General features: G+C 42.6%; 10 protein-coding genes. 9 read left to right on the top strand and 1 reads right to left on the bottom strand.

Annotated elements, in window-relative coordinates:
- Nucleotides 1-51 precede the first annotated feature (51 nt).
- The 4 genes from B9T16_RS04395 (at nt 52) to B9T16_RS04380 (ending at nt 9,079) form a co-directional block, all read left to right on the top strand.
- Nucleotides 52-3,255 carry a PAS domain-containing protein gene (locus B9T16_RS04395; protein WP_410244185.1) on the top strand — a complete coding sequence of 1,068 codons (3,204 nt, stop codon included), beginning with the start codon at nt 52-54 and terminating at the stop codon, nt 3,253-3,255.
- Nucleotides 3,256-3,364: 109 nt separating this feature from the next.
- Complete coding sequence (locus tag B9T16_RS04390; RefSeq protein ID WP_410244184.1) at nt 3,365-4,591, top strand: MFS transporter; 1,227 nt, start codon at nt 3,365-3,367, stop codon at nt 4,589-4,591.
- An 81-nt stretch (nt 4,592-4,672) separates the two neighbouring features.
- Nucleotides 4,673-6,733, top strand: coding sequence for a single-stranded-DNA-specific exonuclease RecJ (gene recJ / locus B9T16_RS04385; protein ID WP_410244183.1), 2,061 nt, complete (start codon nt 4,673-4,675; stop codon nt 6,731-6,733).
- A 249-nt stretch (nt 6,734-6,982) separates the two neighbouring features.
- Nucleotides 6,983-9,079: a M3 family metallopeptidase gene (locus tag B9T16_RS04380; RefSeq protein ID WP_410244182.1), complete on the top strand. Its 2,097-nt coding sequence runs from the start codon at nt 6,983-6,985 to the stop codon at nt 9,077-9,079.
- Between the two features lie 78 nt (nt 9,080-9,157).
- Here the strand turns inward: B9T16_RS04380 and B9T16_RS04375 are convergent, their stop codons facing one another.
- Complete coding sequence (locus B9T16_RS04375; protein WP_410244181.1) at nt 9,158-10,045, bottom strand: pentapeptide repeat-containing protein; 888 nt, start codon at nt 10,043-10,045, stop codon at nt 9,158-9,160.
- Between B9T16_RS04375 and B9T16_RS04370 the strand changes: the two genes are divergently transcribed.
- From B9T16_RS04370 to B9T16_RS04350, 5 genes are all read left to right on the top strand, one after another.
- On the top strand, nt 10,005-10,736 hold the full coding sequence (locus B9T16_RS04370; protein ID WP_410244180.1) for a lysophospholipid acyltransferase family protein: 732 nt from the start codon (nt 10,005-10,007) through the stop codon (nt 10,734-10,736). The two genes, B9T16_RS04375 and B9T16_RS04370, sit on opposite strands and share 41 nt — an antisense overlap.
- 19 nt (nt 10,737-10,755) lie before the next feature.
- Complete coding sequence (locus B9T16_RS04365) at nt 10,756-11,610, top strand: Rpn family recombination-promoting nuclease/putative transposase (RefSeq protein ID WP_410244179.1); 855 nt, start codon at nt 10,756-10,758, stop codon at nt 11,608-11,610.
- A 151-nt stretch (nt 11,611-11,761) separates the two neighbouring features.
- Nucleotides 11,762-12,649 (top strand): Rpn family recombination-promoting nuclease/putative transposase, encoded by an 888-nt coding sequence (locus B9T16_RS04360; RefSeq protein ID WP_062945633.1) that lies wholly within the window; start codon nt 11,762-11,764, stop codon nt 12,647-12,649.
- A gap of 49 nt (nt 12,650-12,698) precedes the next feature.
- The gene (locus tag B9T16_RS04355) at nt 12,699-13,325 is read left to right on the top strand and encodes a DUF4351 domain-containing protein (RefSeq protein WP_410244178.1); all 627 of its coding nucleotides are present in this window, start codon (nt 12,699-12,701) and stop codon (nt 13,323-13,325) included.
- 151 nt (nt 13,326-13,476) lie between these two features.
- The gene (locus B9T16_RS04350; protein ID WP_410244177.1) at nt 13,477-14,355 is read left to right on the top strand and encodes an Rpn family recombination-promoting nuclease/putative transposase; all 879 of its coding nucleotides are present in this window, start codon (nt 13,477-13,479) and stop codon (nt 14,353-14,355) included.
- Nucleotides 14,356-14,591: the final 236 nt, after the last annotated feature.

Here is a 14,591-nt window from a genome sequence, read left to right as displayed (position 1 = left end):
GTTTCAGATGGTTGATGATTGCCAATTGTCCTATATCCCAGATATTTTTCGATGAAATTAAAGCAAAAAATCGCCGCCACCTATATCGCTACCCTATCCATTGCTATCACCGGAACTACTATCGGTTTAATGGTGGGTCATTACTATCAAAAAAAGGCTATAATCAACCGGGATGCTGTGGTTCAACAATACGCACTTCTGAACCACTTGCAAGTTAAGATATTGTACAACCGACCTGGTAAACAACTGTCTCCCTATCTGCCATATCCAGAGGGGTTTCGGGAAGCTATTAATGCCTTTATGAAAAGGTTAGATGAAATTAGGAATTTGCTAATAGAATATGAAAAACTTGCTCAGGATACCAAAACGCCTGAACTGGAATTACTATTTTCTGAATATCAGGAAACCGTAGCTATTTTTGCTGAAAGATTAAACAAATTTTCTATAGCAGTAGAACGATTGAATTTTGCAGATAACCAAATACAAGCAGCACAGCAAGAGTTAATAGAACTTATCCAAAGCCCAGAATTTGCTGATTTTATCGGATTCCCCGACCAGCTAACTGATGTAACTAATCGTACTCAAGAACAGCTACAACTGGCGGAATTAGAGTTAGCACAATCCCAAAATTTTCGCAATTATATTGCTACCAATAGCCTGCTATTATCGGTAGCGATCGCATCTTTAGCCGGAATGCTTCTCAGTCGAGCGATCGCTCGTCAGGAAATAGCTAACCAAGCTGAACGCGAACGATTACAATTAGCTTTAGAATCTGCCAATATCCTCAGTTGGGAATGGAACCCACAAACCCAACAAGTATATTTTGATAGTCGTTGGAAAACCATATTAGGCTACCAAGATGATGAAATTAATGATTCCTTAGAATCATGGGAAAGTCGTGTACATCCAGAGGATATAGAGTTAGTTCATGAACAAATCCAAAAACACATCCGAGGTGAAATACCAATTTATGAAAATGAACATCGCCTGCGCTGCAAAGATGGTTCCTATAGATGGAATTTTGCCAGGGGTAAAGTGGTAGAGTGGAATCAGCAAGGAAAACCCATCAGGTTTATTGGCATTAATTATGATATTTCCGATCGCAAAGAAGCTGAAAATAAATTGCGTGAGAGTCAAGGAATTTGGCGAACTCTATGTGATGTAACTCCTGCGGCGATCGCCATGTTTGATACCCAGATGCGATACCTAGTCGCTAACCGGGCTTGGTATCAACAATATGGCTTAGAAAATCAAGAAATTATCGGGCGATCGCACTATGAAATTTTCCCCGATATTCCCCAACGTTGGAAAGATATTCATAGCCGTTGTTTAACAGGAGTAACCGAGAAATCCGCCGCCGATTTATGGATGCGTGATGATGGAGGTTCAGACTGGGTATGTTGGGAAATTCGTCCTTGGATTGATGGGAATGGGAGCATTGGTGGCTTACTGATGTATACAGAAGTCATTACCGAACGCAAAGCCAATGAAATCACCCTTTCCGAACTTAGTAAACAATTAAAAAAAGCCCAAGAAGTTGCCCATTTAGGTTACTGGTCTTTTGATATTACCACCCCAAAAATTAGTTGGTCGGAAGAAGTTTTTCACATTTTTGGCTTAGACCCCGACCAAGGAGAGCCAAATTTTGAGCAAAATCTCCAACTTTATCACCCCGAAGATCGTGACTTCTTTTTAGAGAGAGTTGCGGAAGCTAACCAAGGTATTCCTCAAAACTTTGATGCGCGTATTATCCGTCCTAATGGAGAAATTCGCTATATTAATAGTCGCATTGAATTAGAGTTTAGAGATGGTCAACTGGTGCGGATGTTTGGCATTGTCATAGATATAAGCGATCGCCAAACAGAGGAAGCCTTACGTTCTCTGCTCACCCGCACTCAACTGTTAAATCATATTAGCACAGAAATTCGCAATTCCCTCAACTTAGACACAATTTTACAAAATGCAGTTAATGCAATTTTTGTGGAACTGAAAGTAGATATTTGTAGCTTTGGTTGGTATAACAATCATTCTGATTCCACCATATGGGAAGTAGTAAAGGAGCAGAAAAAGCCGGAATTTGCCAGTTGGATTGGTCATTATCAGTTAACAAATTTTCCCCGGCTATTTGAAATGATAATTAAGGAAGAATTCTATAGTTTGGATATTAGAAAATCAGAAGATAAAGAAGAAGTGGATTTTTGTCAGGGTATGGGGATTACGCTTTATTTAGCCTTACCCATTCATACAGCCAGCAAAATCGGCGCTTTTGAATTAGGTCGTAGCCAGGGAGATGAACCTTGGCAGGATGATGAGATTGACCTATTAAAAAACATTGCTAATCAAGTGGCGATCGCTATTCAACAAGCCCAACTTTATCAAGAATCCGAAGCCAAAAGCCAAGAAATTCAACGTGCTTATCGAGAACTTCAAAATACCCAAATCCAGTTAATTCAATCAGAAAAAATGTCAAGTTTGGGTCAATTAGTTGCCGGGGTTGCCCATGAAATCAACAACCCGGTTAGTTTTATTTATGGCAACTTAACCCACACCTGTCAATATACCGATGATTTATTATCCTTACTCCAATTATATCAACAATCTTATCCAGAAACTCCCACCCATATTAACGATTGTATCCAAGACATTGATTTAGATTTTATTAAAGAAGATTTACCAAAAATCATTAATTCCATGAAAACCGGAGCCGAGCGAATTCGTGATATTGTCAAATCCCTGCGAACCTTCTCCCGCTTAGACGAAGCTGAATTAAAAGCAGTAGACCTTCATGAAAATTTAGAAAGCACCCTAATTATCTTACAAAATCGGTTAAATGGGAGAGCCGGAAATACCCCCATAGAAGTGATTAAAGATTATGGTTATTTACCACATTATGAATGTTATATCGGCTTATTAAATCAGGTATTTATGAATTTATTAGCCAATGCTATACAGGCTATTGAGGAGCGAAAATCCCATCACAAAGACCCCGATTATGCTGGTAAAATAACCATTACTACATCTTTAGATTTACTGGCTATATTCATTTCCATTAAAGATAATGGCATCGGTATGAGTCCAGAAGTTCAAGACAAAATTTTTAACCCATTTTTCACCACCAAACCCATTGGTCAAGGCACAGGTATGGGATTACCCACCAGCTATCAGATTATCACCCAAAATCACCGAGGCGAGTTAAATTTTACCTCAGTGTTGGGGGAAGGAAGCGAATTTATGATTAAGCTACCTCTGAGTTGAGATAGCCTCTATCAAAAATCTCAGATCCCCTTAATCCCCCTCAATCCCCCAGTGAAGACTCTATACTAATCACCATTGCTTATGGAGTTTTCTCTTGAATATCTTATTTATGATTAAAACCCGACAGCGACGCAGCCTCCTGATGCTGTTTATAGCGGGTCTATGTTTCTGGTCTGCGATTACTACATTGCTACCCACCCTCCCTCTGTATATTGCCTATCTGGGGGGGACTAAGCAACAAATAGGCTTAGTTATGGGGGCTTTTGCCCTCGGACTGCTACCCTCCCGCGTCTTCCTAGGTCCCCTAGCAGATAAACGAGGCAGAAAGCTAGTATTGCTGATCGGGACAATAGTCGCGACGGTAGCACCCCTTGGCTATTTATTCGCTGATTCGATGCCGTTAATGGCTTTATTAAGGGCTTTTCATGGCATCAGCATAGCAGCCTTTACCATTGGCTACACAGCCTTAGTCACAGATTTAGCCCCGGAAAACCGTCGCGGCGAAATAGTGGGTTATATGAGCTTGGTAGCCCCCATTGGTATGGCTATTGGTCCAGCTTTAGGCGGTTTTATCCAGGCGGGAATGGGTTATGCTCCTCTGTTTATCAGTGGTACTGTTTTTGGGCTATTATCACTTTTGGCAATTTCTCAGGTATTAGAAGCCTCAAGGAACCCAGAACTTAGCGACCAGTCACAAGGTAAGGGATCACCGATCGCTAATTATCTCCAGCGTCTGGGAAGTCCGGCATTAAAAATCCCAGCCTTAGTTCTGTTGATGGTGGGGCTAATTTTTGGCACTTTAGTAACTTTTATCCCGCTATATATCCAAGATTCTGGGCTAAATCTTAATCCAGGGCTATTTTATAGCATGAAAGCGATCGCCAGTTTTGCCGTCCGTCTACCCATGGGTCGCGCCTCTGACCGCTATGGTCGGGGTATTTTTATCACCACAGGTCTGATATGTTATCTAGTTTCGATGTTCATCCTTGCGATCGCCAATAACAATTTTGATGTCTTGCTGGCTGCCTTGTTTGAAGGTACAGCCGCAGGAATTACCATTCCGATGATGTTAACCCTAATCGCCGATCGCTGTTTACCCCAGGAAAGAGGCCAATTTTTCTCAATTTGTTTAGGGGGATTTGATTTAGGATTAGCCCTAGCTGGGCCGATTTTCGGTTCCATCGCCGACGCTGTAGGATATCGTAACCTATTCACCATCAACACAGGTTTAGCCACCCTAGCCCTACTATTATTTATCACCCAGTCTAGTCGCAACCCGCGCGAATCTTTCCGATTTGCCCTTGGTCGTGGTAAAGATAGTTATGCTATTAACTGAGCTTTAACTGACTTTCTCAACACCGAACCCCTGGTATAATCATTACCATCAAGGATAAAAACATTGGCAATTTGAGTCACCGTGGAAGACCAACCTACCATCACCACAGAAGCACTACTACCAAAACAGCGCTGGCATATTTTCCCAGAACGCCCCGAAATTGCCCAGAGTCTATCTGAAACCACCGGGGTTCACCCTATTATTGCCCAAATCCTGATCAACCGGGGAATCGAAACCACAGAACAAGCCCAAGCCTTCCTTAACCCCGAATCCCAAACTCTCCCGGAACCTATGGAGGAGTTCCCCGACTTACCCAAAACCCTCCAATTGTTGCAAAATGCCATTGAAAATCAACAAAAAATTGCCATCTGTGGGGACTATGATGCTGATGGGATGACGAGTACAGCCTTATTAATTAGAGCCCTTTCTCAATTAGGCGCAGATATTACATCAGCAATTCCTAGTCGGATGCAAGAAGGCTATGGTATTAATAATCGCATTGTCGAGGAATTTCACGAGCAGGGTATCTCCATAATTATCACTGTGGATAATGGTATTTCTGCCGTCGGTCCGGTGGCTAGGGCGAAAGAATTGKGGCTAACTGTGATTATCACAGACCACCATGATCTTCCCCCCAAACTCCCTAACGCTGATKCTATTCTCAATCCCAAATTACTGCCAAAAATTTCCCCATATTATGGCTTGGCTGGAGTTGGTGTAGCTTATATATTAGCCCTATCCTTAGCTAAACTCCGAGGAGAAAGGGAGAGTTTGCGCTGGCAGTTATTGGAACTATTTACCCTAGGAACTATCGCTGATATGGCTCCTTTAAATGGAGTAAATCGCCGTTGGATAAAACGGGGTTTGAAAATTTTGCCGCAGTCTAAAATTTCGGGAGTTCAAGCATTAATTCAAATAGCAGGATTGGCTAACCAACAGCCGAATTTAACCAATTCTACTACTCCGATGAAACCAGAAGATATCGGCTTTCGCCTCGGACCTCGGATTAATGCGATCGGACGCATTGGGAATCCCCAGGTGGTGATTGAACTTTTAACTACTGACCACATGGGAACTGCATTAGAACAGGCGAAAGAGTGCGAAGAAACTAACCTACTACGCAAAGAGCTTTGTGCTGATATTGAACAGGAAGCTATTGATTGGTATGAAAATAGTAATATTAATCTTGAACAAGAACGGGTTTTAGTTCCCTGTCAAAAAAATTGGCATCATGGAGTTATTGGAATTGTGGCTTCCCGACTGGTGGAACGCTACGGAGTTCCGGTGTTTATTTGTACTTATGAAGATGAGGAAAATCTGCGGGGGTCGGCGCGGGGTATTCCGGAATTTCATGTGTTTGAAGCACTGCAATTTTGTCAAGATATCCTCGGTAAATTTGGCGGACATAAAGCGGCTGGTGGCTTTTCTTTACCGGCGGCTAATTTGCCTAAGTTTAAACAGCGTTTGAGTGAATTTGCTCATCAATGTCTGCAAGTGGAACATCTTCGACCTTTAGTTAATGTTGATGTCCGTATAAATTTGATGGATATTAAAGATAAATTATATGACCACATTGATAAAATACAACCATGTGGAGTTGCCAATAGTGAGCCGGTTTTTTGGACTCCTAAGCTGCGAGTCCTTCATCAAAAAATAGTGGGGAAAAGTCATATTAAACTAACTTTATCTCAAGATTTGCCACCGGAAATAACTATGGCTGTTTTACCTACTATATCTGCGATCGCCTGGCGGTGGGCTGATTATTTTCCCCTCCCTTCCCTCCTGGATTTTGCTTATAAATTACGGAAAAATACCTGGAATAATCAAACGGCGATCGAGTTAGAAATTGTGGGGGTGAGACTTCCGGAAAACCCGGTTCCTCTAAATCGCCGCCTGGCTGAATTTAATTATTGCGATCGCACTTACAAGTGTAATATAACTCCTATTGGAGACAACTGGGAATTAAGAATTCGCAACCAAAAGGGAGAGGTTCTAGCTATTCAAACTGGACAAAAAACCGGGTTATTAGGAATTAGTCGCTCACAAGCCAAAACTGTTGATATTTCGCACCCCTTTTTCATGAAATTAATCGAAGCCGCCCAAGCCGCCCTGGGTGTTAAATTACCATTTTTTAATAATTAACCACCTGAAATCAAAGACCCTTGTAGGGGCGGGTTCCACTGTCAATTAAATTTCCCACAAATAACATTACTAAACCCGCCCCTAAACCCGCCCCACCCAACCAGATAATTAATTATTAATTATCCATTGTCCATTGTCCATTGTCCATTGTCCATTAATTCCCGCTTTGAGGAGATAATTGATAACTATTCAAGCAGAGATTAGATTATTATGCTATACCAAAAGTAGCGATAGCATTGATGTAAATTGATGAATCATAACACTATGACCCAAAACCCGCTTTTAATCGGAAAAGGACTTCCCCCCTTTGCAGATATTACCACAGATCATGTAGTCCCAGGAATCACCCAACTTTTAGAGGAACTAGAAACCACCCTTAGTCAACTAGAAGAAAACCCCGAACCCACCTGGTCAGGATTAGTGGAACCTCTCCAGGAACTCCAAGAACGTCTGTTGTGGAGTTGGGGTATAATTAATCATCTGATGGGGGTTAAAAATAGCCCAGAACTGCGAGAAGCCCATCAAACAGTACAACCCCTAGTAGTTAAATTTATCAACCGCCTGAACCAAAGCCAACCCCTATACAAGGCATTTAAAGCCTTAGCAGAATCACCCGATTGGGACTCCCTAGAACCCGCCCAAAAACGGATTGTAGAAGCCACTATTAGGGATGCTGAATTATCTGGGGTAGGATTAACCGGAGAAATATGCGATCGCTTCAACGCTATTCAACTAGAATTAGCCGAACTAGCTACCCAATTTTCTAACCAAGTTATTGACGCAACCAAAGCCTTTAGCCTCACCCTAACCACCCCAGAAGAAATAGACGGTTTACCCCCCAGCTTACTCAGTCTCGCCGCCCAAGCCGCCAGAGAAGCCGGAGAAGAAAACGCCACCCCAGAAAACGGACCCTGGCGAATTACCCTAGACTTTCCTAGTTTTGGGCCGTTTCTTAAATATAGCACCCGCCGAGATTTACGCGAAACCGTATATCGCGCTTATATCAGTCGCGCATCCGAGGGAGAACTTAACAATTTTCCCTTAATTGAACGGATTTTAGAACTGCGTAAAGAAAAGTCAGAAATTCTAGGTTTTTCCAGTTATGCAGAACTGAGTTTAGCTAGTAAAATGGCTCCCGATGTCGCCGCCGTTGAAGAACTCTTAGAAGAATTGCGAACAGTTAGCTATGATGCAGGAGTTCAGGAATTTGAAGACCTTAAAGCCTATGCTAAATCCCAAGGAGAAACAGCCGACCTGAAACATTGGGATATTAGCTTTTGGTCAGAACGCCAAAGGTCAGAAAAATTTGCCTATACAGATGAAGAACTGCGCCCCTATTTTCCCCTCAATCAAGTTCTGGATGGCTTGTTTGGACTGGTGCGGCGTATCTTTAATATTACCATTACACCCGCTGATGGTTTAGCCCCAATTTGGCATCCTGATGTCCGCTATTTTCAAGTAGCTGATAACCAGGAAAATGCGATCGCCTATTTTTACCTAGACCCCTACAGTCGTCCCGCCGAAAAACGAGGCGGCGCTTGGATGGCTGACTGCATTAACCGCGCCAAAATCATCGAAGATGGCATCACTAAAATTCGCCTTCCCGTCGCCTATTTACAATGTAATCAGACCCCCCCTGTAGACGGAAAACCCAGTTTAATGACCTTCTCCGAGGTAGAAACCCTATTCCATGAATTTGGTCATGGTTTACAACATATGCTGACCACCGTTGATTATCCCGGTGCATCCGGTATTAATAATGTAGAGTGGGATGCAGTGGAATTACCCAGCCAATTTATGGAAAACTGGTGTTATGATCGCTCTACATTATTTGGGATGGCTAAACATTACGAAACCGGGGAAACTCTCCCAGAACATTATTACCAAAAAATACTCGCCTCTCGCAATTATATGAGTGGTACAGCCATGTTACGACAAATTCATTTTTCCTCTGTAGATTTGGAATTACACCACCGTTACCAACCCGGTGGTAAAGAAACTGTCAATGATGTACGTCAACGCATTGCGGCTCAAACCACGGTTTTACCACCTCTTCCCGAAGACGCATTTTTATGTAGTTTCGGTCATATTTTTGCCGGAGGATATGCCGCCGGATATTACAGCTACAAATGGGCTGAAGTTCTCAGCGCCGACGCTTTTGCCGCCTTTGAGGAAGCTGGATTAGATAATGATTCCGCCGTGGTTTCTATTGGGGAAAAATTCCGCAATACGGTATTAGCCCTAGGCGGAAGTTTGCACCCTATGGAAGTCTTTAAATCTTTCCGAGGGCGAGAACCTAGTACCAAACCATTACTGATTCATTCGGGGTTAGTTACCGCTAGTTAAAATCAGCTTAGTCTCCCGGAAAATTGGTGCGTCAGATACCTATGACGCACCTCCCCCATAACTGGACACCCACAATATTTATAGGGCTGTATTTTCATCGGGAATCGAACCATCTGGCATAATTGTACCTTCTAAAAGAACACCCCGTAAATTAGCATTAACTAAATTAGCCCCTTCTAAGTTAGCGTGACTGAGATTAGTAGGTTTTTGAAATTCTCGGAAATAGAAACTATGCAGGTCAGCTTCCCTCAAATTACTATCAGCTAAATTAGCATATTCTAAGTTGGCACTTTGTAAACTAGCCTGCTGTAAATCAGCACTAATTAGGTTAGACCCCCAGAGTGTGGCTTCGATTAAATTAGCACTGGTTAAATTAGCTCCCTGTAAATCAGCTAAGGTTAAATTAGCTTTTAATAGTTCGGAATTACTGAGATTAGCACTCATCAAATTAGCATGATTGAGGTCGGCTTCAAAAAGTTTGGCTCCCTGTAAATTAGCCCCCTGTAATTTGGCTCCACCTAGTCGCGCTCTCTGTAATATAGCATTTTGTAAATTGGCTCCTTGCAAATTGGCCCTAGTTAGGTTAGCACCAGTCAGATCAAGTTCTTGGAGATCAGCACCCTGTAGATCACACACTTTCCACAAGAATGAGACACAGACATTCTGTTTAAGTAAGCGATCGCGATCAGATAAATTGGCAGCATTGACGGGGGTCATCAATCCCCAGGTCAGTGCAATACAGAGTAGAATTGATATTGCCAATTTTCGCAGTTTCATTATCCTTAAATTAAATAGATCATTACATTCTATGATAACGTTTATGTGTATAACATAACCGGAAGTGCGATCGCCAGAATTATCATAATTATTAATCCACCCAGGAGGGTTATGATTAAGGAAAGCTAAATTGCAGGTGCCTATACTAATGTCAAACCAAGTGTCAAAGCAAATATCCCCTAGTTCCAACTCTTCTAACTCCTTTGAATCCCAAGTTTCCCCCTGGTTAACCCCTCTAACTTACTTGATCATGGGTCGAATTTTCATGCCTCTATATTTCCAAAAAATTGAAGTAGAGGGTCAAGAGCATATTCCAGCCGAAGGACCAGTAATTTTAGCCCCCACCCACCGTTCGCGATGGGACCCCCTCGTCCTAGGCTACGTTGCGGGAAGGTCAGTTACAGGGCGAGATTTGCGATCGATGGTTTTATCGGAGCAAACCCAAGGACTCCAGGGGTGGTTTGTCAAAAAGTTGGGAGGATTTCCGGTTAATCGCGAAAATCCAGGAACCGCCAGCATTAGATATAGTGTCGAACTTCTCCAAAATCAGGAAATGTTGGTGCTGTTTCCAGAGGGACATATTTTTCAAGATAATCAAATTCACCCGATTAAATCAGGTGTAGCCAGAATTGCACTACAAGCGATCGCTAATCAACCCAATTGTAAGTTACCAATTATTCCCATCGCCATTGGTTATGATCGACAACCTCCCATTTCTAAAGGAACGCGAGTTAAGGTAAAAATTGGCGCTCCCATTTGGGTTTACACAGAAGATGGTGAATCAAAAAAAACAGCCACCAAAAGGATTACAGCTAATTTAGAACAGGCTTTAAAAATACTGTTTTCTGACTCCCTACAGACTAGCCACAACCGCCCGTAGATTGGGATATAATGCTAATATGTTCGACAATGTTTGCAAGTTCCTAGCTGAGACGTTTCCGGCGGATTTAGCCCAGTGGTTATTGGGAGAACCGATTCCCCTAACTGAACTCAGCCCGTCGGAACTTTCCCTAGAACCAATTCGGGCTGATAGTCTCATCTTGCTGAAATCAGAGGGAGTCATCCTTCATCTGGAATTTCAGACGCAACCGGACCCAACTATTCCGTTTCGGATGTTGGATTATTGGGTGCGGGTCTATCGTCGTTTCCCAGAGTGCCAAATGCGGCAAGTGGTGATTTATTTAAGGGAAAGTTCCTCGGATTTAGTCTACCAAACCCAGCTAGAAATAGCTCAAACTCGTCATAAATTTCAGGTAATTAGACTCTGGGAAGAAYCTGTAGATACGTTTATAAATGTGCCGGGATTATTACCTTTTGCGATACTAGCTCAAACGGGCGATCGCCAAAGGTTATTAGAGCGGGTAGCTGAACAAATTAATGCGATCGCTGACCGGAGAACCCAAAATAACGTGGCAGCATCGACAGCGATTCTGGCGGGTTTGGTATTAGACAAAGTGTTGATTAAACGATTATTGAGGCAAGAAATTATGCAAGAATCAGTAATTTATCAAGACATTTGGGAAGAAGCCCTTGAACGAGGATTACAACAGGGATTACAACAGGGGGTGACTGAAGGAGAAAAAGCCCTAATTTTACGGCTGCTAAATAGGAGATTAGGCAGTTTACCAGAAACGGTCATTGGTCAAATCAATCAGTTACCATTACCCGCATTAGAGGAGTTAGGAGAAGCATTACTAGACTTTTCGGAGATAGATGATTTGCTGGAATGGCTACAAAGCCATCAGCCCGAATAAATATCAACGGGAATTTCCACCTGGGGGTAATTTACTAATTACCCCAACATGATCAGGATTACAGCTAATTTAGAACAGGCTTGAAAAATACTCTTTTCTGACTCCTTACAGACTCCCCACAACCGCCCGTAGATTGGGATATAATGCTAATATGTTCGACAATGTTTGCAAGTTCCTAGCTGAGACGTTTCCGGCGGATTTAGCCCAGTGGTTATTGGGAGAACCGATTCCCCTAACTGAACTCAGCCCGTCGGAACTTTCCCTAGAACCAATTCGGGCTGATAGTCTGATCTTGCTGAAATCAGAGGGAGTCATCCTTCATCTCGAATTTCAGACGCAACCGGACCCAACTATTCCGTTTCGGATGTTGGATTATTGGGTGCGGGTCTATCGTCGTTTCCCGGAGTGCCAAATGCGGCAAGTGGTGATTTATTTAAGGGAAAGTTCCTCGGATTTAGTCTACCAAACCCAGCTAGAAATAGCTCAAACTCGTCATAAATTTCAGGTAATTAGACTCTGGGAAGAACCTGTAGATACGTTTATAAATGTGCCGGGATTATTACCTTTTGCGATACTAGCTCAAACGGGCGATCGCCAAAGGTTATTAGAGCGGGTAGCTGAACAAATTAATGCGATCGCTGACCGGAGAACCCAAAATAACGTGGCAGCATCSACAGCGATTCTGGCGGGTTTGGTATTAGACAAAGTGTTGATTAAACGATTATTGAGGCAAGAAATTATGCAAGAATCAGTAATTTATCAAGACATTTGGGAAGAAGCCCTTGAACGAGGATTACAACAGGGATTACAACAGGGATTACAACAGGGATTACAAGAAGGATTACAACAGGGRGTGACTGAAGGAGAAAAAGCCCTAATTTTACGGCTGCTAAATAGGAGATTAGGCAGTTTGCCAGAAACGGTCATAGGTCAAATCAATCAGTTATCATTACCGGCATTAGAGCAGTTAGGAGAAGCATTACTAGACTTTTCGGAGATAGATGATTTAGTGGGATGGCTAGTCTCAAACGCGCCATAAATTTCAGGTAATTAGACTCTGGGAAGAATCTGTAGATACGTTTATAAATGTGCCGGGATTATTACCTTTTGCGATACTAGCTCAAACGGGCGATCGCCAAAAGTTATTAGAGCGGGTGGCTGAAAAAATTAATGCGATCGCTGACCGGAGAACCCAAAATAACGTGGCAGCATCCACAGCGATTCTGGCGGGTTTGGTATTAGACAAAGTGTTGATTAAACGATTATTGAGGCAAGAAATTATGCAAGAATCAGTAATTTATCAAGACATTTGGGAAGAAGCCCTTGAACGAGGATTACAACAAGGATTACAACAAGGATTACAACAGGGATTACAMGAAGGATTACAAGAAGGATTACAACAGGGATTACAAGAAGGATTACAACAGGSATTACAACAAGGATTACTAMAWRKWTWWCAAGACATTTGGGAAGAAGCCCTTGAACRRGGATTACAACAGGGATTACAACAGGGATTACAACAGGGGGCAACCGAAGGAGAAAAAGCCCTAATTTTCCGGCTGCTAAATAGGAGATTAGGCAGTTTACCAGAAACGGTCATAGGTCAAATCAATCAGTTACCATTACCCGCATTAGAGGAGTTAGGAGAAGCATTACTAGACTTTTCGGAGATAGATGATTTGGTGGGATGGCTACAAAGCCATCAGCCCGAATAAATATCAACCGGAATTTCCGCCTTGGGGTAATTTACTAATTACCCCAACATGATSRSGATTACAGCTAATTTATAACAGGCTTGAAAAATACTTTTTTCTGACTCCCTACAGACTCCCCACAACCGCCCGTAGATTGGGATATAATGCTAATATGTTCGACAATGTTTGTAAGTTCCTAGCTGAGACGTTTCCGGCGGATTTAGCCCAGTGGTTATTGGGAGAACCGATTCCCCTAACTGAACTCAGCCCGTCGGAACTTTCCCTAGAACCAATTCGGGCTGATAGTCTCATCTTGCTGAAATCAGAGGGAGTCATCCTTCATCTGGAATTTCAGACGCAACCAGACCCAACTATTCCGTTTAGGATGTTAGATTATTGGGTGCGGGTCTATCGTCGTTTCCCGGAGTGCCAAATGCGGCAAGTGGTGATTTATTTAAGGGAAAGTTCCTCGGATTTAGTCTACCAAACCCAGCTAGAAATAGCTCAAACTCGCCATAAATTTCAGGTAATTAGACTCTGGGAAGAATCTGTAGATACGTTTATAAATGTGCCGGGATTATTACCTTTTGCGATACTAGCTCAAACGGGCGATCGCCAAAAGTTATTAGAGCGGGTGGCTGAAAAAATTAATGCGATCGCTGACCGGAGAACCCAAAATAACGTGGCAGCATCGACAGCGATTCTGGCGGGTTTGGTATTAGACAAAGTGCTGATTAAACGATTATTGAGGCAAGAAATTATGCAAGAATCAGTAATTTATCAAGACATTTGGGAAGAAGCCCTTGAACGAGGATTACAACGAGGATTACAACAGGGATTACAACAGGGATTACAACAGGGGGCAACCGAAGGAGAAAAATCCCTAATTTTCCGGCTGCTAAATAGGAGATTAGGCGGTTTACCAGAAACGGTCATCGGTCAAATCAATCAGTTACCATTACCCGCATTAGAGGAGTTAGGAGAAGCATTACTAGACTTTTCGGAGATAGATGATTTGCTGGAATGGCTACAAAGCCATCAGCCCGAATAAATATCAACCGGAATTTCCGCCTAGGGGTAATTTACTAATTACCCCAACATGATGGCGATTACAGCTAATTTATAACAGGCTTGAAAAATACTTTTTTCTGACTCCCTACAGACTCCCCACAACCGCCCGTAGATTGGGATATAATGCTAATATGTTCGACAATGTTTGTAAGTTCCTAGCTGAGACGTTTCCGGCGGATTTAGCCCAGTGGTTATTGGGAGACCCGATTCCCCTAA

The sequence above is a fragment of the Arthrospira sp. PCC 8006 genome, from assembly GCF_046480465.1.
Lineage (GTDB): Bacteria > Cyanobacteriota > Cyanobacteriia > Cyanobacteriales > Microcoleaceae > Limnospira > Limnospira platensis.
This window is presented reverse-complemented; position numbering and strand designations above follow the sequence as displayed.

Bases quoted from the DNA above. Each gene is read 5' to 3' on its own strand.
- B9T16_RS04395 (WP_410244185.1), top strand. From the start codon at position 52: ATGAAATTAAAGCAAAAAATCGCCGCCACCTATATCGCTACCCTATCC.
- B9T16_RS04390 (WP_410244184.1), top strand. From the start codon at position 3,365: ATGATTAAAACCCGACAGCGACGCAGCCTCCTGATGCTGTTTATAGCG.
- B9T16_RS04380 (WP_410244182.1), top strand. From the start codon at position 6,983: ATGAATCATAACACTATGACCCAAAACCCGCTTTTAATCGGAAAAGGA.
- B9T16_RS04370 (WP_410244180.1), top strand. From the start codon at position 10,005: ATGTCAAACCAAGTGTCAAAGCAAATATCCCCTAGTTCCAACTCTTCT.
- B9T16_RS04350 (WP_410244177.1), top strand. From the start codon at position 13,477: ATGTTCGACAATGTTTGTAAGTTCCTAGCTGAGACGTTTCCGGCGGAT.